Source organism: Holdemania filiformis DSM 12042, assembly GCF_000157995.1.
Lineage (GTDB): Bacteria > Bacillota_I > Bacilli_A > Erysipelotrichales > Erysipelotrichaceae > Holdemania > Holdemania filiformis.
The window spans coordinates 42720-62533 of record NZ_GG657562.1; the positions used below are offsets into that span (position 1 = coordinate 42720).

Here is a 19814-nt window from a genome sequence, read left to right on the forward strand (position 1 = left end):
CCAGTCTGCATCTGGAAAATATTGAATGGGATCTGGATACGGCGAAGCTGCAGGCTGCGCTGGATCAGCTGGGCTTAAGCGCTGATAAAATTTTCCAGACCGCAACCAACTGGGTCGGCGGCACCGGCATGACGGTGATCAACAACATTTCCGCGATCACCGTCGGTTTAAGCAACTGGGTAATGGGTTTCATGTTAAGTTTGTATCTGCTTTCCAGCAAAGAGAAATTCATCCGCCAGCTGAAGAAGTTGATCGGCGCCCTGCTTCCCTTATCGGCGGCAAACCGCGTCTTGGCATGGGGACGAAAAACGAACCAGACATTCTCCAGTTTCATTTCAGGGCAGCTGTTAGAAGCGTGTATTCTGGCGATGTTGTATTATGTTTCCATGACTTTGTTCAAGATGCCGTATGCCATGTTAATCAGCACGGTCATCGGTGTTACCAGTATTGTCCCGATGTTCGGAGCGATGTTGGGAATGGCGTTCGGCTGTGTTCTGATCTTCGCGATCAACCCGTGGATGTCCTTGTTTTTCATGGTTTATTTCCAGATCGTGCAGCAGTTTGAAAACAATTTGATTTATCCGCGGGTTGTGGGGAATTCCGTAGGTCTTCCGGGGATCTGGGTCTTGTTATCCATCGTAGTATTCGGCGGTCTGTTAGGGTTGTTCGGAATGTTGATCGCAGTTCCGGCAACGGCCGTTCTCTACACCTTGTTAGGCGAATTCGTCAATGGCCGGATGCGGAAAAAGGGACAGATTTTGGATGAATCCGGATTGCTCAGTATGGATTCAATTTCAAGTCCTGAGCAGGACTCTTCATCTTCGAACAAGAATCAATAAGCTTAAGCGCAAGATCTTCAAAGGCCTTGCGTTTTTTGTCCGCTTGGGTGCGAACATGAAGTGAACATAAAAACCCAGGGAGGTTCGCACCGTAAAAATGTGAATATTAAGGAAAATGTTGCAAGTACACTCAAGAATGTTTATGATAAGAGTGAGATAGGAAACATGTGATCTTAATTCAGTTTCTTATCTGCGTCATACCGCGCGAGCGGTATGTGGATTGAAATAAGAAAAGCCGGAGCAGATAACAACATTGATGTTAGTCATACCGCGCGAGCGGTATGTGGATTGAAATACGCACCTGCAACCAGACGGATGCGTCAGTGATGTCATACCGCGCGAGCGGTATGTGGATTGAAATCTGATATGGACGTAACTCCATAATCAGCTACCCTGTCATACCGCGCGAGCGGTATGTGGATTGAAATTGGTTTAAGCATGTCGAGGTAATCACCAGACAAGTCATACCGCGCGAGCGGTATGTGGATTGAAATCTTTGTATTATAAAACTCCTTATGATGTGCCTGAGTCATACCGCGCGAGCGGTGCGTGGATTGAAATACTCAGAGATCGAGGGTAGCGATAAACGTTACTCTTGTCGCATCGCTCACGCGGTGCGTGGATTGAAATCCCACAGCGTCGTCGGAGTGACAACGTCAAATTGTCGCATCGCTCACGCGGTATGTGGATTGAAATGTCAGAACTATATGAACTAGGAATCGTTTTAACCGTCATACCGCGCGAGCGGTATGTGGATGAAATCATTATTTACTCCTTTACATTTACCATATCGGTATGTGGATTGAAATAATATTGGGATCTTTACAGTTGCTTCACTATGAAGTCATACCGCGCGAGCAGTATGTAGATTGAAATGGCAACATTATCTTGTTTTAAACCGTGTTGTTCGTCATACCGCGCGAGGGGTATGTGGATTGAAATGACAGATGCCGCAGGCAAATACTCCGAGATTACGTCATACCGCGTGAGCGGTATGTGGATTGAAATTCATTGATAAATGCTCTTTCGACAAATGGAATAATGTCATACCGTTCGAACGGTATGTGGATTGAAATCCTTCCGGCCCAAGTTCAATGGATGTCATCGTTTCGTCATACCGCACGAGCGATATGTGGATTGAAATTTCGAGATTCATCGTGATCCAGATAACTATTCCAATCATACCGTGCGAGCGGTATGTGGATTGAAGTTTATTACCTATATAGGTCTACGCTATAGGTTCACGTCATACCGTGCAAGCGGTACGTTGATTGAAATCTAAGACCTGTATACCTGCTGCCCCACCCGTTCATACCTATCCTTGTACTCACACACTAAAAAACCTGTTCTCTCCCGCCTTAAGCTGAGAAAACAGGCTTTTTTCATTTCACTCTAATCTACATCCTGATCTGTATCATTCCAAGCTCGGATCGTACAACCATCCTGATCCGGCTCCGCAACATAAATCTGAGCCGGATGATCCTGATCACTGACCACGAAAGCAAACTTGATATTCGTACCAACACCCCAGCGCCCTTCCTTATCGACGCAAATTAAGGAAATCGCTTCAGCCCGGCCCCGTTTCCGAATTAACTTTTGCGTGAATTCCGCAACGAGCGATGAAGCCGCTCTCTGAGGATCCTGTCCCTGCTGCAGCCGGCGTACCACCTCATAGCTCAGACACCCTTTCATGATTTCTTCACCCACGCCCGTAGCGGCCGCAGCCCCGATTTCACTATCCGCATAGAAACCACTCCCGCAGACCGGCGAATCGCCCACGCGCCCCGGCTTCTTCATGAACAGTCCCGAAGTCGATGTTCCGGCAGCCAACGTGCCCTGCCCATCCAGGCAACAGACACCAACCGTATCATGCCCTTTATAACTGGATAAGGGTTCCGGTTCCGCCCAGCGCTGCTCATAAATCATCCGCGCTTCCGGAGTTAATAATTCCATCATTTCCATGCCTGACTGAACCGCAAACTGTACTGCACCCTCGCCAACCAGAAAATTATTAAACTGCTGATCCGCACAATGCCGCGCCAGCTTAAACGCCGACGCTACCTTTTCAACACAGCCGACCGCTCCGATGGATAACGTATCACCGTTCATATAACCACCGTCCAATTGTACGACGCCCACCTGATTCGGCAGTCCTGAATAACCAACGGAATGAAACCGCGGATCCCTTTCAACCGCGGTGATCACCGTCTCCAGCGCCTGATCGGCTGAGCCTGATTTCTGCAAATTCGCTTCCGCCATCCGCATGCCTTCCGCCGCCATTTTCCACGTTGCGATTAAAGTCCACTTCATTGATTTAAGCTCCTTATTGATTAAATGCATCCGGCAAATCATTTTCCAATAAAATGGTATCCGTGTAGGCTGCCTTTTGATAAACAAGACCAAACGCTTCCTTCACTGTCGCGACGATATGCACATGCGCCATATCAAATCCGCAAGCTTGTAATCCCTCAACAATCGGCTCCGTCTGCCGTTTGCCCACTAAAATGACCTCATCCGCGCAATCCTTCATTTTCATGCCGAACTGCTTATTGATCTCATGCTGACGCGGACCCAGATCGATCATCCCTGGCGTGACGATAAACCGGGTGCCCGGCATTGTCTTCAGCACCTGCAAAGACATCGCAGAGCCCACCGGATTCGAATTAAACGCGTCGTCAATAAACGTATAACCATTAATCTTCTTCACTTCCAGCCGGTGCTCAACATACCGCACCTGCGCCACTGCACTCTGCAGCTGTTCCCAACTGACACCCAGATGCCGGCCAACCGCTACAGCCGCCAGAATATTCGCAATGTTGTGTTCACCCAATAAACGCGTTTTAAACGGAATATCCGCACCCTCGCGCGTATGGATATCAAACGAGGACCCCTGCGGGCCAAAGCTGATATTCACAGCCCGGTAATCCACATCCTCCTGCTCGATGCCATACCAGGCGATCGGACACTTATTCTTGATATAGTAATTCCGGATCAGCTCGTTATCCTTATTTAATACACCAAAGCCCGTGACCGGCAGCTTCTCGATCATCTTCATTTTTTCCGTGACGATATTTTCCTGAGAACCAAACGTATTCAGATGCTGCGGACCGATCGAGGTTACCAGGCCGATCTGCGGCTGCACAAAATCCATCAGCTGCTCGATATCGCCGACATGATCCGCTCCCATCTCGCAGATGAACACCTCATGCGTCGGTTTCAGCTGTTCACGAATGGTGATCGTGATTCCCATCGGCGTATTGAATGACGCCGGCGTCGGCAGCGAATAGAACTTCTCAGAAAGAATCTGCTGAAGAATATTTTTTGAAGAGGTCTTGCCGTAGCTGCCCGTAATCCCAATCTTAATCAACCGGTCATGGCTCTTCAAAATTTCCTTTGCCAGCTTCATATAGTGTTTTTTGATCAACTTCTCAAACGGACTGGTAATCCAGGCCATGGGAAAGATCAAAAGCCAGTTGATCCAGCACGCCGCGACAACCCACAACGCCCATAACGGATAATCCGTCAGCATGACCGCCGGGATCAGCCACAGGCAGTTCAGAACAAGCATGACGGCGATCTGCCGTTTAACCCGCGCGGTCACCGCCAGCGGTTTGATATAGTTTTTTTTCTTTTCCCGATATAAAGTAACCCCGCCGACAAACACCGCCAGCCACACCGTTGCGATTTTCCCCAGCCGGTAATCCGGAATCACGATGCAGCCGAGCGCCAGAACGAGAATCAGTACAGGAAACAGCCAGTGCTTCCACACTTTCAGCTGATCTTTTCCCCACTGAATATACCGCCCCGGCTCATACCGGTTCTGCTGGAACATGTGCAAAGCATGCTTCCAGGGAATCACCATCATACACAAAAGCAGTGCTGAAAACAGCACTTTCTCTAATAAATCCTGAATCTGTCTTAAAAACTCCATGTCATTCCTCCCAGTCTTCCTTTAAAAAGACATCCAGACACCGGTTAAACCGGGCGCTCTGGTTGAAATACGCGAAATGATCGTCCCCTTCAAAAATTGCCAGTCCGGCATTCTTCATCTTCGCTTCCATCTGTTTCCCCATCCATAAAGGCGCTGCTTCGTCATTTTCGCCCCAGACCAACAAGACCGGAACCGTAACGTCTTCCAGCATCCCGCTGACATCGTCGTTGACAACTTTAACAAAGGTTTCGCGCATAATGCCGGTTGCGTTGCGGTAATCGTCGGAACCGGATTTACGCTTGAAGTCTTCCAGCATCGCTTCGCTACCGACCAGCGTGATCGCTTTTTTCGCCGCTTTGTAGCCTGCGATTTTGAGCTTGGCCTGCCAGGTTTGCTTCGGCCGGATTCCCGCCGCGCCGGTCAGCACCATCTTATGCACGGGATTCTTCACTGCGTAGTGAACGGCCACCCGGCAGCCGAAGGAATGACCGATCAGAATCGGATCGTGGATATCAAAGGTCTGACAAAACGCTTCGAGAAACTCCCGATATTCCGGGACGCCCCAGGCAACCGGCGGTTCGTCGCTTTTGCCAAAACCGGGAAAATCGAAATTAAAAACCCGGAAATGGGCTTTAAGATGATTGTAGATGGGTTCCATCATGATCATCCGCTGCCGCCAGCCGTGCAACAGCACTACATCGCGGCCCTGACCTTCCGTCGCAACTTCAATATTCAGTCCGTTAATTTTAATTTGCGGCATAAAAATCCTCCATTGTTTCTACTTTATTATATGCAATCTTCACAAGCTTGGAAAGTACAAAAATAATATTCAGAATAAGCAAAATAAGATATTGAAGATTTTGAGGATTCAGCGTATAATAAAGACATGGTATAGAAAGGAGATCGAAGTCATGTTTGAGTGGGTTAAGGGCAACGCCTACACGATGTTAGTGACCTTGTATCCGAACAATTTCACGTTAAACAACGTAGCGGCTGCCTATTTTGAAGATATTCGATGGTGCTGTATCGGACTCGACCGGGAAGAACGGAAAGTTGCGATCCGCCCCGTGACCAAGCGAGAGGTAGATTTAAAGCTCATCCCGCTGGAGCAGCTGCATAAAGTATCCATGGGAAAGGGATATGCCCGCATCAGCAACAAAGCGCTGATTGAGGAAATCGCCCAGCTGACAGGCATCGAATGCAACGGGATTAAAGTTCCCGCGCAGTTTGATGAACGCGAAAAAATGCTGATTATTGATCTGAACAATCCCGTATAAGGAGGTGAGGAAAAATGTATTTCGGTTTATGGATTCTGGTATTCTTGGGGGCGCTGGTCGTTGAACTGGCGACGGCAACCAGCCTTGTCAGTATCTGGTTCTGTGTCGGAGCGTTGTTTGCCTTGGGCGCGCTGGCGTTAAATCTGGCCTTTATCTGGCAGGTCGTCATCTTCTTTGCGGCGTCGTTAATTTGTCTGGCGGCAATCCGGCCGATGGCTTCTCAGTACTTACGAGGCAATATCGTAGCGACGAACGCCGACCGGGTGATCGGCCGTCATGTCCAGCTTCTGAAAGACATTACCGGGGAAGCCTGGGGTGAACTCAAGGTGAACGGTGTGGTCTGGAACGCGATCAGTGCCGACGGGCATCCGATTGTTGAAGGTTCGTTAGTGGAAATCGTTGCGATCGAGGGCGCGAAGCTCCTCGTGAAAAAAATAGAAGACTGAAGTTTCAGTCAAGAAAGGAAATAACTTATGAATGGGTTCTTACAAATATTAATCTTCCTGGTTGTCTTTCTGATCGTGATCGCGGTGATTTGTTACTGCGTTCGGATCGTACCGCAGGCGAAAGCTTACGTGGTCGAGCGTTTGGGGGCTTATCACAGCACATGGCATACCGGTCCGCATTTCATGGTTCCGTTTATCGACCGCGTCGCCAACAAGGTTTCGTTAAAGGAAATCGTCAAGGATTTTGATCCGCAGCCAGTCATCACCAAGGATAACGTCACGATGCAGATCGATACGGTCGTCTACTTTCAGATTACAGATCCAAAGCTGTATACTTATGGCGTTGAACGTCCAATCAGCGCGTTGGAAAATCTGACCGCGACGACGCTGCGAAACATCATCGGCGAGCTGGAACTGGATGAAACGCTGACTTCCCGCGATATCATCAATACGAAGATGCGCGCGATTTTGGACGAAGCGACAGATCCATGGGGCGTCAAGGTCGGCCGTGTTGAAGTTAAGAACATCATCCCGCCGCGCGATATCCAGGAATCAATGGAAAAGCAGATGCGGGCTGAACGTGAACGTCGTGAAGCAATCCTGCGTGCCGAAGGCGAAAAGAAATCGGCAATCCTGACCGCGGAAGGCGAAAAGGAATCCATGATTCTGCGCGCCACGGCGAAGAAGGAAGCGATGATCGCGGAAGCAGAAGGCCAGGCTCAGGCTACTGAACGGCTGTACGCCGCGCAGGCTAAAGGTATTGAAATGATCAAGAATTCCGATCCAAGCCTGGAATTCTTAACCTTGAAGGGTTATGAAGCACTGCAGAAGATGGCGGATGGCAAGGCGACCAAGCTGATCATCCCTAGCAATCTGCAGGATATCACCGGCACGCTGGCTTCGCTGGCGGAAGTCGTCAAACCGATCGAAAACAAGGAATAACTGAACAGGGCGTCAGAATTGACGCCTTTTTCATATCTCGATCGTAACGGGTCAAGTCATTTGTTTCATAGCCTTGAAAGCCTTGCCGCAACCCGGTCATCGTTTCGCTTAAAATCGTTTTACCCAATCAGAGAGGAGCCTCATGCTATGTCAAAATTGAACTCCCCGACCGCGCGTCTGGCGCTGTTGGCCTTCTGCTTAATCGGTCTTGGATTTTTAACCGTGATCCTGAATCTGATGGTCTTGTGGTTTGTTTTATTCGCCGTGCTTTGCGGATATTTTCTATTTCGTTATCGAAATCAAATCCGTCGGCAGGATTGTATTCTGGGCGTCATCTTTGCAAGTATCGCCATGATTTCGCATCCTTTGATGGGATTTTTCGTACTTCCTGGATATGTGGCTTCGGCAGCCCGGATGCGGGATATACCCCAGCCGATTGTCCTTTATCATCCCGGAAAGAAAAACGAGTTCTGGAAAACTATGGGCTGGATCCTCGCCGCCGGGAGTTGCTTAGGAGTCTTCAATCTCTGGCTGGGATCGAGCCAATTGACAATTGCGCCCTCCTTCCAACTGAAATTCCTGTTTGACGCGCTGCGGGCAGGGTTGTTTGAAGAAATTCTTTTCCGCACTCTGCTTTATGCCTTATGCATCGAAGTGATGGGCAAGATTAAACCGACCCCCGCACAGACGGCGCTTTGCCTTTTGATCATGATCCTGCCGCATGTTCTGATTCATTTCTCTGGTACAATCGAGATTGGCAGCCTGATCGTCATGTCCGTTGCTTTCGGTCTGCCGTTTGCGCTGCTGCAATGGAAGGTCAATCTCAGCGCCGCCATCGGCGCGCACGCCTTGGTTGACTTGATCCGCTTTATCGTCTTCGGCGCTTAATTGATCTTTCGCGCAAGCCGCCGCAAGTGATCTGTCCTAAACTTAATTTTCGCTCATCTAAGTCAGTAAAATAAAGACAGCTGCCTCCGCGATCCGGGTTAACTTGATTTCAGCCCGGTACGATCTCTGATTCCGCTGTCTTTTATTTTGCTTATCTTTTTCCAACAAGAGATTTTAATGAACTTATTCCTGTTAATTCATTTACCTTCACCAATCTTCACCCGGCAATCTGATCCGTTCTCAAATGAACTTCTTCCTCCGATATTTCTTCGTTAATGAGGCCTTGCCGGTTATTCCGTTTCCCATTCGTAGATCGGATATCCCTTGCCCTGGTATTGATAGTATTGCGGATAGCGCTGCATGTAATCGTCGATTTCTTCCCGGGCGAGATCCGGATAATTGGTAATCAGTCCGCTGACCCCCATGTCGAGGTAGTTGCTCATCTTATCGTAATTATCGACCGTCCAGACATAGACCGGCATCCAGGCACGCCCGGCTTGTTCCAGGAAACTGACGGAAATCTGACTTTCCTCCACTGCCAGGAAATCAATATTCCAATTCCAGATCCGGTAATCCATTTCTCCGGCGGTTCCGTAAACGCAGTAACCGATCCACCATTGCGGACGCTGACGCTGCAGGATCTGCACCGCCTCATAATCCAACGACATGAAAATCGAACGGGCGGCAAAGTCTTCGCTTTCCACGACATCGATCACCTTCTCAGCCAGCTCTGCCTGATTGTCGTTGACTGGCTTTAATTCAATCAACAGACCGGTTTCTCCTTCCCATGTTTTCATTGTCTGGATCAGCTGCCGCAGTGTCGGGATTTTCCCCTTCACATACTGTCCTTCTGTACTCAGGGTCAGCGACTGCAGCTGCTCCGCCGTCAGATCCTCCACTTTTTTATTAACGCCGGTCAATCGCGTCAGCGTCGGGTCGTGATAGACCATGGGGATGCCGTCCGCGCTGAGCTGAACGTCAATCTCCGCATAATCGGCATGCGCGATCGCCGCCTGGCGTACAGCTTCAATTGTATTTTCAACCGCGTATGCCGATCCCCGGTGACCGATCGCCCAAGGCTGATGTTCGCGGGACAAGGGACGCAGGTAAAGATCCGCGCAATACATGACCATCAAGGTTAACAACACGCGCACCATCCATGGATGCCGCTGATAGACCCGCCGGCCGCTCAGCCAGCCATGAAGGCGAACATAAACCCAGTTTAATTTTCCGGAAGTCTGAGGCCGCAGCTTCGTCACGATCGCGCCCAGAAAATACAGTGCGCTGACAACCAGAATCACCGGCAGCAGCAGCGTCATAAAATCCGGGAAAATTTCAGAGATTCCAAAACAGAGCAGAATGATCAGCGTCAATCCGCTGATCCAGGGATGACGGCTGATCCACCGGTGCAGCCCTTCCCAGGATTGAATCTTCCGCACACCGGCCGCCGTCGCTCCGCGTACCCGCGATACGGCTTCGTTCAGTCTTTCCGCTTCCTCACTCTCTGGTTCCTCTTCCATCATTACGACGCCATGGGTCCGGATCAGTCGGACCAGAAAATACAGAAAGCCCAGGCTCATCAGGAAAAACGCCAGCTGAATCAGCAGTGATTGCATTAAATAATGCCGGAATGTCGGCGAGAGGATTAAATTCTTTAAAAAGTAGCGGTTGAAATCGGAATTGATCAAAAGTGCCTTGGGCAGAAAATCGACAACCAGAAGTTCTGCCAGAAACCAGAATCCGCAGCCCAGCGCCAGCCGGCCTTGTTCTTTGACACTCAGCTGTTTCCATAATCGAAGATTCTGCTTTATCGCCTGACTCAGCTTCATTCGGCGGAAAATCATTAAAAGCGGCACAAACAGGAGAAAGATCGCCAGACCGTACAACCCCAGCCAGAAAGCGCTGATCAGCAGTCTGCCCGACAGAGTCAGCCGAAGCTCGCCGATCACAAATTCCGGTACCCGCAGCCGTGGAATCAGCGCGTTGATATACACCAGATGCGCCGCCGGGAGAAACAGCGCGAAATACAGTGTACAGAACGGCAGCTGAAGATTGCGAATGCCTTTTAACGAGAATAACGCCTGACGGCAAGCTTCGCGGATCGACAGCGGTTCGCCGCACTGGCCTTTATCGATCAAATGCAGAATCACGCTGAACTCAAATACGATCAAACCGGTTCCCACCAACATGTAAAACAGCGCCAGAAAAATCCCCGGCAGCGATAAGAACCGCATGACGATATCTGAATTAAATGTCATCCCAGACCGGGCCCGGCTAAGATACAACCGCAGCAGTTGGCTCAGCAAGGGATTCACGAACAAATATAAACAAACCCGGTACAGAATTTCAAATTGAATGAGCTTGCCTAACCATTTCCCCTTCTCTCGCATGACCTTTATCTCCTTTAAACTGTCTTATTATACCACGATTTGTTCCCGCTGTTTCAGAACCCTGGGCATTTCCTGATCTTCTCCTGACACGACACGTATTGATCTGCAGTTAATCCTTCATTACTAGCCCTACAAAAAAAGCGAAAAAGCGCCTGTTCGCAAGGAATGGACGCTCTTTTTATTCTTTAACCGCCGTTTTTTGACAACGGTATCCTGAGTACGCATCGCGGCTGTCAATCCAACTCGGACTCACTTTTTCAGAATCGAATTTATATTCTTTTCCTGATGAGATTCTGATTTTTAATCGTGAAGGCCGCTGATCAATCCTGTGACAAGGAGTGAATCACATCCAGGAATTCCCGGCGGGTATCCGCGCTCAGCGTATCCTGCAGCGATTCATAGGTCATGCCGTCAAATGACGGTCCTGCCACATAATGGCTATAGCCTTGAGAATAACAGATCAGAGCGCTCTGACCCGGGATCGTCGCGGTATTGTACTCGCTGAACAGCTCAAATTCACTGAAAATCAAACGGAACGGGCCGATCTTCAGCGCTGTGAACGTTGTCTGATGACGCAGTTTCTCGGGATGGGCCAGGTTCTCACGGCTTCGCTCAATGCCATATTGCAGCGTAATCCGCTCCCGCTCGCTGTAATAATCCGGAATTACCAGATCTGCCGGATCTTTCAGTTCGTGCTTCAGTTCGACGGCGCATTCGGCATAGCCCAGTTCCACCGGGTATTTCTCAGCGGGGTGGGCTAGCAATCGTTCAAATTTTTCCGCCATGACCGCGCCGAAGTGTTCCATCTGGGCCGTAGTTTGTTCCTTCCGGGTAAACCGGGTGCTGACATCGCCAGCTGCGGATTGCAGGAAGGAAAAGAACTCGCCCGGATACTTCGCGTCCAGCTGGCGCATTGCATAACCAGGATATTCTGAGGTGAAAAACGGCGTGTCCCCGTTCAATGAAGTCGGATGGCAGTTATAAATCAACAGTGACGCGATCCGTTTGTCATTTTCATAGAAGCACAGCGCATGCGCAAAGATTTGATCGGTTGTCCAGTGACTGATGCGGCTCTGACCGATCTGGGTAAACGGCTCCCTCACATAGCTGCACGTCAGCTCCGCTTCCCGCAGCGTCAAGGGAATCAAGGCTTCGCACAACTGATCGCGAACCTGATTGCGGTAGCTTTCCACACGCATATCCGGCGCAAAATGGGTGTGCGTCCCGCTGATGATCACCCGTGTCGGTAATCCCCAGGCTTGTTCAAGACGTTTACGAACCTCATTCACTAATGCGATCGGGGCCTGCAGCGAGTCCAGCGCGGCATGCACATAGCGGCAGCCGTTTTGTTCTAAAACGAGAATCCGCGCGTACAGCGGATCGCGGACGGTGTCCAAGGGTTCGACCTGCTGCGCGAAGCCTGCCGCCCGGATTGGCTGGCGGGGATTGATGTTGAGTTTAACTGTTTGAATTTTCATTCTTATCCTCCCGGATTTTCTCCTTTTTTCCCTTAAGTTTCCCTTCCAGCTTCCGCGGTTTTTCACGTTTCAGACCGCCTGGGCGGGAAATCCTAAAGATAACACCATTGTTGAGATTCTCTGCTTCCGCCCGATACCCATAGGTCGTGCAGACGCGGTAGACGATCGACAAGCCAAGGCCGAATTTACCATCGGTTCCTTTTTCATAGGGTTTAAACAGTTTATTTAATCGTTCCTCACTCATCAACGGACCGTCGTTGGCCACTGTCAATTCTTTTTCATTCAAGGTTATGACAATCTCGTGAGTCGCATAGCGGATGGAATTATCCAGCAGATTCTCAACGACAACCCGCCATGGATCTTCCTCCCCGTGGAAATAAATCTTTTCCAGCTGCGTCGAAATTTCCAGTTCCGGCCGGATGACCTTTAAAGAAAGAATCGCTTTGTTGATGACCGCGCTCATGTCCAGCGTATCCCCGGCCATGCCGTCGTCAGTCAGATAGCCCAATTTGTTCAGCATAATCAGGCTGTAAACCTTCTTTTCCAGACGATCGGCGTGCTCGATGATGACATCAACGCTTTTTTCCAGCGTCTCATACGGATAAATTCCGTCTTTGATGCTTTCACCGTATGACTTAATTGTCGCAATCGGCGTTTTCAGATCATGCGATATATTCTGAATCATTTCTTCCTTGATTTTCTCCTGTTTGTCCAGCTCTTCCTTCATCGCGACTAACGCCTGGGCTACCTGGCCGATCTCATCGCGGCGTTCGATATGCAGCTCGGCCTCCTCGCCGCGGCTGACTTTTTCGATGTAATTACGGATCTGATTCAGCGGATGAATCAAAGAACTGATCCACAGCATTAGACAGACAAACAACAGCGACACGACGAGCACATTCAAATTAATCACGCTGTTGAGCAGCATGTTTTTAAAATCACTGCGGTAGCTGTCGCTCATCAGCGAGATTAAAATCGTATGGGAGTCCAGCCGGGCCAGCGAATAGAAATACGTCTTTCGGTCCTGCACATACGCGCGGTCCGCAACCTCCTGTGCCAAACCATCAGCTTCTTCCAAAAGATGCGAGGTCAGCTGCGGATCCAGCGTCGTCGTGCCAATTTTGGAGAATTGACGGGTTTCCTTGTCATAAAATAAATGGATGATGCTGGGATCGGTATTTTCAGCGATTTCTTCGATGTCCATATCCATCGAATAATTGAACGCAATATTGTTCTGAGCGCGGTGCAGCATGCTGTACATCTGTTTTTCAACAAATTCATTCACACTTTCTGACAGATAGACGAAAAAGAAGACGGTGAAGACCGTGACGACCAGAAAGATCAGCGTCAGCAGCTGCTGGGACAGCGACAGCTCCTTGAGCCAAATACGCAGGCGCTTCATTTACCCGAGCCGGTAGCCGAAGCCATAGATCGTATGGATACTCAGATTCGGCATCTTTTTGCGCAGTCGCCGCAGCGTGTCGTCCACGACCCGGTCGGAGCCAAAATAATTCACATCCCACACCTGCTCAAGAATCTGCTCCCGCAAAAAGGCGGTGCCTTTATTTTTTACAAACAGCATCAACAGATCAAATTCCTTGGTCGTCAAATCCAGCTCGCGGCCTTTCTCAAACACCAGCCGCTGCGCTTCGTCAATTTCATACCCGTCGACCACAATCCGGTTGGCGTCTTCTTTATACGTCCGCTTCATGATGTTGTTAATGCGCAGCACCAGCTCCTTCGGCGAAAACGGCTTGGTGATGTAATCGTCGCTGCCTTTTTCCAGGCCGATAATCCGGTCAAACTCTTTATCGCGCGCCGACATGAAAACAACCGGCACTTCCGGAGACTGCATCCGGATTTCTTCAATCAGATCAAAACCGCTTTTATCATCGAGCATAATATCCAGGATCCAACAATGAACATCGTCGTCCGAGGTATGGGCGGAAGCCTCCTCATAGGTCAGGTAAGACCGGACTTCATAGCCTTCCTTCTCAAGATATCGCTTAACCAGTTCATTGAGATCTTTTTCATCTTCTACAATCGCTATTACTTTCTTCACTTGCATCTCACCCCGTGTTTCCATTGTATCAAATTTAGCCTGGGAAATCCATGAAACACCGAACCGGGATCGGGATAAAAAAGGTAAAAAGAAAACGAAGACGGCCGTTACCGTTTCTTCGCTTTGAAAATAATCATCATCGGACGATGCAATTCTTCCTCCATTTGCGGAACCTCCCGGATCAGCTCTGCCGTTGGCTGTGGTTCCTGGATATCCTCTAATTCAAAACCAGTGCTTAACAAAGCCTGCACGATCGTTGTCAGCGAATGATGGTATTTCACGACCGGCGCGCCCAAAAAAATCGAATCCCGGCGGCCGTCCAGGAAATACCGGGTAACCGGCCATACCGGATTACCGGCAGAAGTCTGATCAAGCCACTGCTGACTGCCTTCCGCGGTAAAGATCGGATGCTCCATCGAAAAGATAAATTCCCCGCCCGTCCGCAGCGTCTGCGCGACTTTCCTGAACAAAGCCGACAGATCCTCAATGTAATGCAGCGTCAGCGAGCTGATCACAATATCGTAGGTTTCTGCCGGATAGGCATAATCCTCCAGCGCGCATCGCAAATATTCCACACCGGCCGGCTGGTTGATTTTTTGGGCCTGATCCAGCATTTTCTCCGACAGATCGATGCCCAGCACCGAAGCCGCACCCTTTTCCATTGCATAGCGGCAATGCCAGCCATATCCGCAGCCCAGATCTAAAACCTGCTTCTGAGTGAAATCCGGCAGCATCTTCTGAAGTACCGGCCATTCTCCAGCCCCCGCCAGCCCTTTTTCAGACCGGCTCATGTGACTGTATTTTTCAAAAAATTCCTGATCATCATACCGATTTTCTTTCATTTTAAATTCCTTCTTTCTTCATGGATCCGCGGATTTCTCCGCTGTTTTATCTTTATTCATTGTAGCGTTTCCACACTTAAAAAGCTATATTTATCTGAACTTGACCGCACGTCTTGCTTCACGGATCGCAGTGAGTTCGGATTCAAAAAGGGAGGTTCTGATTCTGCCTCCCCTTCAACTTTCCTTGATATTTGTTACAATCCTGACTTTTCAATCAGATCGACGACGCGGTAGACATAATGATGACACAGCTCGTCGCTCTCCGCTTCGACCATCACGCGCACTAATGGTTCTGTCCCGGAAGGACGGACGAGAATCCGGCCGTTGCCGTGCAGTTCTTCATTGATCGCCGCCACTTCCTTGACGATCGGATCCGCCTGCATCGCTGCTTCTTTATCTTTCACTGGAACGTTGATCAAAAGCTGCGGATAAATTTTCAGGCCTTCCTCCAAGGACAGGATTCCCTTCCCGGTTTTATGCATGACTTCCAACAGCTTCAGCGCGGTCAATAAACCGTCACCGGTTGTCGCGTGTTCCTTAAAAATGATGTGCCCCGACTGTTCGCCGCCCAGCATGTAATCATTTTTCACCATACATTCATAAACGTATTTATCACCGACCTGCGTCGATTCCGTCGCGATGTCCAACCGCTCCATTGCCTTGAAGAACCCAAGGTTCGCCATGACCGTGCTGACAACCGTATTGCCGTGAAGCAGTCCGTTTTCTTTCAGATATTTGCCGCAGATATACAGAACGTAATCCCCGTTGATCAGGTTGCCTTGCGGATCCACAGCGATCAACCGGTCCGCATCGCCGTCAAACGCCAGCCCCAGATCGAAGATCCCGCTTTTCATCAGCTCCTGCAGCGATTCCGGATGCGTAGAGCCGCATTTTGTATTGATATTGACGCCATTGGGTTCGCTGTGAATGACCGTGCAGTGCGCGCCCATCCGGCGCAGCAGCTTTTCCGCGGTTGTCGTCGCAGAACCGTTGGCCAGATCCAATGCCAGATGAAACTGTTCAAGCCGGAAATCAAACAACGATTCCAGCCAGTCCAGATAATGTTCCAGACCTTCGTCATACCGGATGACCTGTCCAATCTTCTCGCCGCTGACCAGCGGAATTTCCGTCAGCCCGTCGATATAGTTTTCCACCAGCGCTTCAATCTCGGAGGACAGCTTAATCCCCGCCTGGGAGAAAACTTTGATCCCGTTGTCATAGTAAGGATTGTGGCTGGCAGAGATCATCACGCCGCAGCTGAACTGTTCGCGCTTGACCAGATACGCCACGCTCGGCGTCGGGCAATAGCCTAATAAATAGACATCGGCGCCGCTGGCCGAAGCCCCTGCGGCAATCGCGTTTTCAAACATACCGGAAGACAGCCGCGTATCCTTGCCGACCAGAATCCGGCCTTTTCCCTGTCTGGAAAAGTAATACCCCAGATACCGTCCGACCTGGAAAGCCCGCTGTACATCCAACGTTTCATTTGCCTTCCCGCGGATGCCGTCAGTTCCAAAATAACGTCCCATTAATTCGTCCCTCCATCGCTGTCATTGTCGTCAGTTGCCGCGGAATTACTTGGATCCGTGACGTTGACGGTTAAGGATGCCTGCTGGAGCGTGTACTTCACATAAGTCCCCGCATCCTGATTTACCTGCAAGGTCACTTCCTGTTCGCCCGGCTGCAGATCCTTCATATCAAAGTATACATAAATGTCGCCGGCGGTGATTTTATCCACATTCGCCTGTGTTCCATATACGGTAACGCTGACCGCAATCTGGTCATCCTTGGTCTGCACGTTATAGCGGTTCGTGTTGTTGATCGCATTAATTGCGACGTTGTCGATCGTCTTCGATACGGCATCGCCCAGCTTGATATCCATGTTCACGCGGGCCGGATTGATCTGCCGGACGCCGGTCGGCAAGGTAATCGTCTGATACATCTTCGTATCGGAGGTCAGCTTCGTCGCGTCCAGCTGCACGGAAACCTTATCCAGCTTGTCCAGCACGGACTGCTGCGCGTAGATCTTGACAGATGAGTGATCAAAGATAATTTCCTCAATCGCCTTGCCCTCCGGCATTTCGCCCTGCAATTCCACAGCGACCGGCACATCCTTGCTTGGCGAGGTCACTTTGACATTGACCTTGACCGTACTTGGAATGATATCGGCTTTGACCGGGGTTCCGGTTTGATCGTAAGCGACCAGCACCGCGTCCTGTTCAAAGTCGGCGGTCTTGCCGGAAACGTCGATCAGCGCCTTGACAAACGCGATGCTGTCAAGCGTATCGGAAGCGGCCCGGACATTGACTTTCGTCGCTTCAAACTGCGGTTCACCCAGAATGTAAATGTTGTCGAGCTTATCGGTATTAATAAAGTCGTAGCTCAGATCAAACTGCGTTGTAACTTTCTTTTTGATCGTCACCATCGCAGTTGACGGTTCCAGCTTGACGTTGACCCGTTCGGAGAAATCCTTCGGCTGCAGCTTTACCTGATAGGTACCTTCGGTCAGACCGGAAAGATCCGCCACGACGCTGTAGCTTTTCTGCGTCCGGACCAGCTGAACATCGGACATTTCGCCCATGACGTAAGCCGCGACCTCGCCCGGCAGGCCGGAAATCTCAAACATATCGGAATTGTAATTGATCGTTACCGGGACGGACGACAATTCATATACGCTCTGGATGTTGTTGGAGAAACTGGTGTTGGTGAAATTAACCGTCAGATACAACAACACGGCCAGCGCCAGCGAAACGATTTTCCCATACCGCGGATTAAACAGAATCCGGTCGATCCAGGAACTTAACCAGCGCACGCCTTTAAACAGTCCGTCTTCAATCGTCGCATAGGTTTTGACGACTTTTTTGCTTTGGCGGGCAATTTTGTTCACCAGCTCCAGCTTGGATTCGGAATCCTTCATCGAATTCTGTCTCGGATCGTTATTCTTCATGTTTGTCACTTCCTTCCTGATCGGCGGAGTTCACCGCTTCTTCCAGGGAGTGGTCGTTCACTTCCTCGGAAGCGCTGAATTCCAGCTTGACATCATCAATCGGGGAATGATCTTGATTTTCAGCAGTGATGTCCGCGGCTGCGCCGGCTTTTGCCGGGGACTCCGCATTTTCTTTTCCGGCCTTTTCTGAGGTTTCCGTTATCGGAGCTTCTTTGTCTTCAGCCGGTTTCTCCTCAGTTTTCTTTCGGGAACGCTTTGCTTTGGTTTCTGAAGATTCTTCCGAATCCTTCGGTTTTCTGGTCCGCGCCGGCTTTTTCTTAGCCTTAGCTTCGTCTTCGCTCTGCGCGGTCTTAATTTCGAGCACTTCGATCACCGCCGCCTGTACCGGTTCTTCCGGTGCCGCTTCGGCTTCAGCCTGCGCCTTCTTTTCCGCCTCCTGAGCCGCGATCTGCTGCTCAAGAATTTCCGGTTCCTCAAACATGGAGGAAGACGGCGCTTTTTTCTTCTTCTTTTTCGGCAGCTTGATGTTTTCTTCTTCTTTTTCAAGTTCGCTCAGTCGGTCAGCCGGGACTTCCGTTTCTTTTTTCTTATTAAAGATCCCGGAGAACAGATTGCCCTTATGCTCCGCGTTCTTTTTGTCGGCTTCCGCACTTTCCCCGCCGTCCTGTTTCTTAACGGCGATCTTGTTCAACAGACCTTTTTCGCTCTTCTTCGTTTCGATTTCTTTTTCAACGACAAGCTGCGGTTCGTCGATCACAAAATAGGATTTCCGGTTTTGTGTTTTCGTGTTCTTTTCGCGGACCACGGTTTCTTCGTTGCAGACGACGCGCAGCAGATAATCGCGCAGCTCCTTTTTAGACACCGTCGTGATCTGTCCGCCCTCGGCAATAGAAATATTGCCGGTTTCTTCAGAAACGACAATCGTCACGGAATCAGTGATTTCACTGATCCCAATCGCCGCGCGGTGACGCGCGCCGTACCGTGACGGCAGTTCCTGATTGGTCGGCGGGAAGTACGCGCTCGCGCACGCCAGACGGTCGCCCTGGATGATGACCGCGCCGTCATGCAGCGGCGTGGACGTCACAAAGATCGACGTCAGCAGCTCGGCAGTGACCATCGAATTCATCGGCGTTCCCGTTTTAACATAATCATTTAAGGAGTGAGATTGTTCCAGCGAGATCAAAGCCCCGGTCTGATCCTTGGACAGAATCATCACCGCTTTGACCAACTCGTCGACCAGATGCTCCTTCTCGTTTCCTGAAAGGGTGGAAATACGTGAAAAAACATTGGATTTTCCCAGCTTTTCCAGCAGCGACCGGATTTCCGGCTGGAAAATAATAATGACGGCGATGAATCCCCAGGACACAAACATGTCGGCAATCCAGCCGACGGTGTTCAGGCCAAAGATGTTGGCGACCGCTTTGATCACAAGAATCAAGACGATTCCTTTAAATATCTGAATTGTCCGGGAGTTATTCCGGACGATTTTTATTGTGTAATAGAGTAGCAGCCACATGATCAGGATGTCGAAAAACATCCGCGTGTAGTTCAGGATCGACTGAATGGTAGTGTAATAATTAACCATTGGTGAATCCTCCTTTCATTGAATTATTATAGCACAGTTCTAAAAGCCTTGAAAACTGAAATTGCCTGAAACCCGCCGGGCTTGTTTCATCTGTTTTTCAGGCTTGCCGCAAATCGGAGCCGGGATTTCCGCGGACGCAAGTCGGACTGGATTCAAAATATTCAATCGGAATTTAAAATTTTAGGAT

At 49.9% G+C, this 19814-nt stretch carries 16 protein-coding genes and 1 CRISPR repeat array; of the genes, 5 read left to right on the forward strand and 11 right to left on the reverse strand.

Going from position 1 to position 19814, the window contains the following annotated elements:
• Positions 1-839 (forward strand): AI-2E family transporter (locus HOLDEFILI_RS16125; RefSeq protein WP_006060936.1); only part of this gene is annotated, 839 nt, incomplete at its 5' end.
• 194 nt (positions 840-1033) lie between these two features.
• Positions 1034-1401: a CRISPR direct-repeat array (repeat unit 33 nt; unit sequence GTCATACCGCGCGAGCGGTATGTGGATTGAAAT).
• An 830-nt stretch (positions 1402-2231) separates the two neighbouring features.
• On the opposite strand, the gene HOLDEFILI_RS16130 is transcribed toward HOLDEFILI_RS16125, so the two are convergent.
• The 3 genes from HOLDEFILI_RS16130 to HOLDEFILI_RS16140 are packed head-to-tail and all read right to left on the reverse strand — an operon-like array spanning position 2232 to position 5530.
• On the reverse strand, positions 2232-3149 hold the full coding sequence (locus tag HOLDEFILI_RS16130) for an isoaspartyl peptidase/L-asparaginase (protein WP_039865324.1): 918 nt from the start codon (positions 3147-3149) through the stop codon (positions 2232-2234).
• Positions 3150-3162: 13 nt separating this feature from the next.
• On the reverse strand, positions 3163-4770 hold the full coding sequence (locus HOLDEFILI_RS16135; RefSeq protein ID WP_006060940.1) for a Mur ligase family protein: 1608 nt from the start codon (positions 4768-4770) through the stop codon (positions 3163-3165).
• A gap of 1 nt (position 4771) precedes the next feature.
• Complete coding sequence (locus HOLDEFILI_RS16140) at positions 4772-5530, reverse strand: alpha/beta fold hydrolase (RefSeq protein ID WP_006060941.1); 759 nt, start codon at positions 5528-5530, stop codon at positions 4772-4774.
• 151 nt (positions 5531-5681) lie between these two features.
• Between HOLDEFILI_RS16140 and HOLDEFILI_RS16145 the strand changes: the two genes are divergently transcribed.
• The 4 genes from HOLDEFILI_RS16145 to HOLDEFILI_RS16160 all read left to right on the forward strand — a co-directional run bounded on the left by HOLDEFILI_RS16145 (position 5682) and on the right by HOLDEFILI_RS16160 (position 8323).
• The gene (locus HOLDEFILI_RS16145) at positions 5682-6047 is read left to right on the forward strand and encodes a hypothetical protein (protein WP_020224318.1); all 366 of its coding nucleotides are present in this window, start codon (positions 5682-5684) and stop codon (positions 6045-6047) included.
• A gap of 14 nt (positions 6048-6061) precedes the next feature.
• Positions 6062-6493 (forward strand): NfeD family protein, encoded by a 432-nt coding sequence (locus HOLDEFILI_RS16150; RefSeq protein ID WP_006060943.1) that lies wholly within the window; start codon positions 6062-6064, stop codon positions 6491-6493.
• A gap of 27 nt (positions 6494-6520) precedes the next feature.
• Positions 6521-7435, forward strand: coding sequence for an SPFH domain-containing protein (locus tag HOLDEFILI_RS16155; protein WP_006060944.1), 915 nt, complete (start codon positions 6521-6523; stop codon positions 7433-7435).
• A gap of 147 nt (positions 7436-7582) precedes the next feature.
• A complete protein-coding gene (locus HOLDEFILI_RS16160) occupies positions 7583-8323 on the forward strand; it encodes a CPBP family glutamic-type intramembrane protease (protein ID WP_006060946.1) in 741 nt (246 codons plus the stop codon).
• 290 nt (positions 8324-8613) lie between these two features.
• Here the strand turns inward: HOLDEFILI_RS16160 and HOLDEFILI_RS19010 are convergent, their stop codons facing one another.
• The 8 genes from HOLDEFILI_RS19010 to cdaA all read right to left on the reverse strand — a co-directional run bounded on the left by HOLDEFILI_RS19010 (position 8614) and on the right by cdaA (position 19627).
• Positions 8614-10713 carry a glycerophosphodiester phosphodiesterase gene (locus HOLDEFILI_RS19010; RefSeq protein ID WP_006060947.1) on the reverse strand — a complete coding sequence of 700 codons (2100 nt, stop codon included), beginning with the start codon at positions 10711-10713 and terminating at the stop codon, positions 8614-8616.
• 320 nt (positions 10714-11033) lie between these two features.
• On the reverse strand, positions 11034-12191 hold the full coding sequence (locus HOLDEFILI_RS16170) for a hypothetical protein (RefSeq protein ID WP_006060948.1): 1158 nt from the start codon (positions 12189-12191) through the stop codon (positions 11034-11036).
• A complete protein-coding gene (locus HOLDEFILI_RS16175) occupies positions 12172-13593 on the reverse strand; it encodes a HAMP domain-containing sensor histidine kinase (protein WP_006060949.1) in 1422 nt (473 codons plus the stop codon). The genes HOLDEFILI_RS16170 and HOLDEFILI_RS16175 overlap by 20 nt, the downstream gene beginning before the upstream one ends.
• Entirely contained in the window at positions 13594-14253 is a 660-nt protein-coding gene (locus HOLDEFILI_RS16180; protein ID WP_039865455.1) for a response regulator transcription factor, read from the reverse strand.
• Between the two features lie 107 nt (positions 14254-14360).
• Positions 14361-15095, reverse strand: a complete 735-nt coding sequence (locus tag HOLDEFILI_RS16185) for a class I SAM-dependent methyltransferase (RefSeq protein ID WP_006060951.1) — start codon at positions 15093-15095, stop codon at positions 14361-14363.
• A gap of 194 nt (positions 15096-15289) precedes the next feature.
• Complete coding sequence (gene glmM / locus HOLDEFILI_RS16190) at positions 15290-16624, reverse strand: phosphoglucosamine mutase (protein ID WP_006060952.1); 1335 nt, start codon at positions 16622-16624, stop codon at positions 15290-15292.
• Positions 16624-18042: a CdaR family protein gene (locus tag HOLDEFILI_RS16195; protein ID WP_006060953.1), complete on the reverse strand. Its 1419-nt coding sequence runs from the start codon at positions 18040-18042 to the stop codon at positions 16624-16626. The genes glmM and HOLDEFILI_RS16195 overlap by 1 nt, the downstream gene beginning before the upstream one ends.
• Positions 18032-19627, reverse strand: a complete 1596-nt coding sequence (gene cdaA / locus HOLDEFILI_RS20150) for a diadenylate cyclase CdaA (RefSeq protein ID WP_006060954.1) — start codon at positions 19625-19627, stop codon at positions 18032-18034. The genes HOLDEFILI_RS16195 and cdaA overlap by 11 nt, the downstream gene beginning before the upstream one ends.
• Positions 19628-19814: the final 187 nt, after the last annotated feature.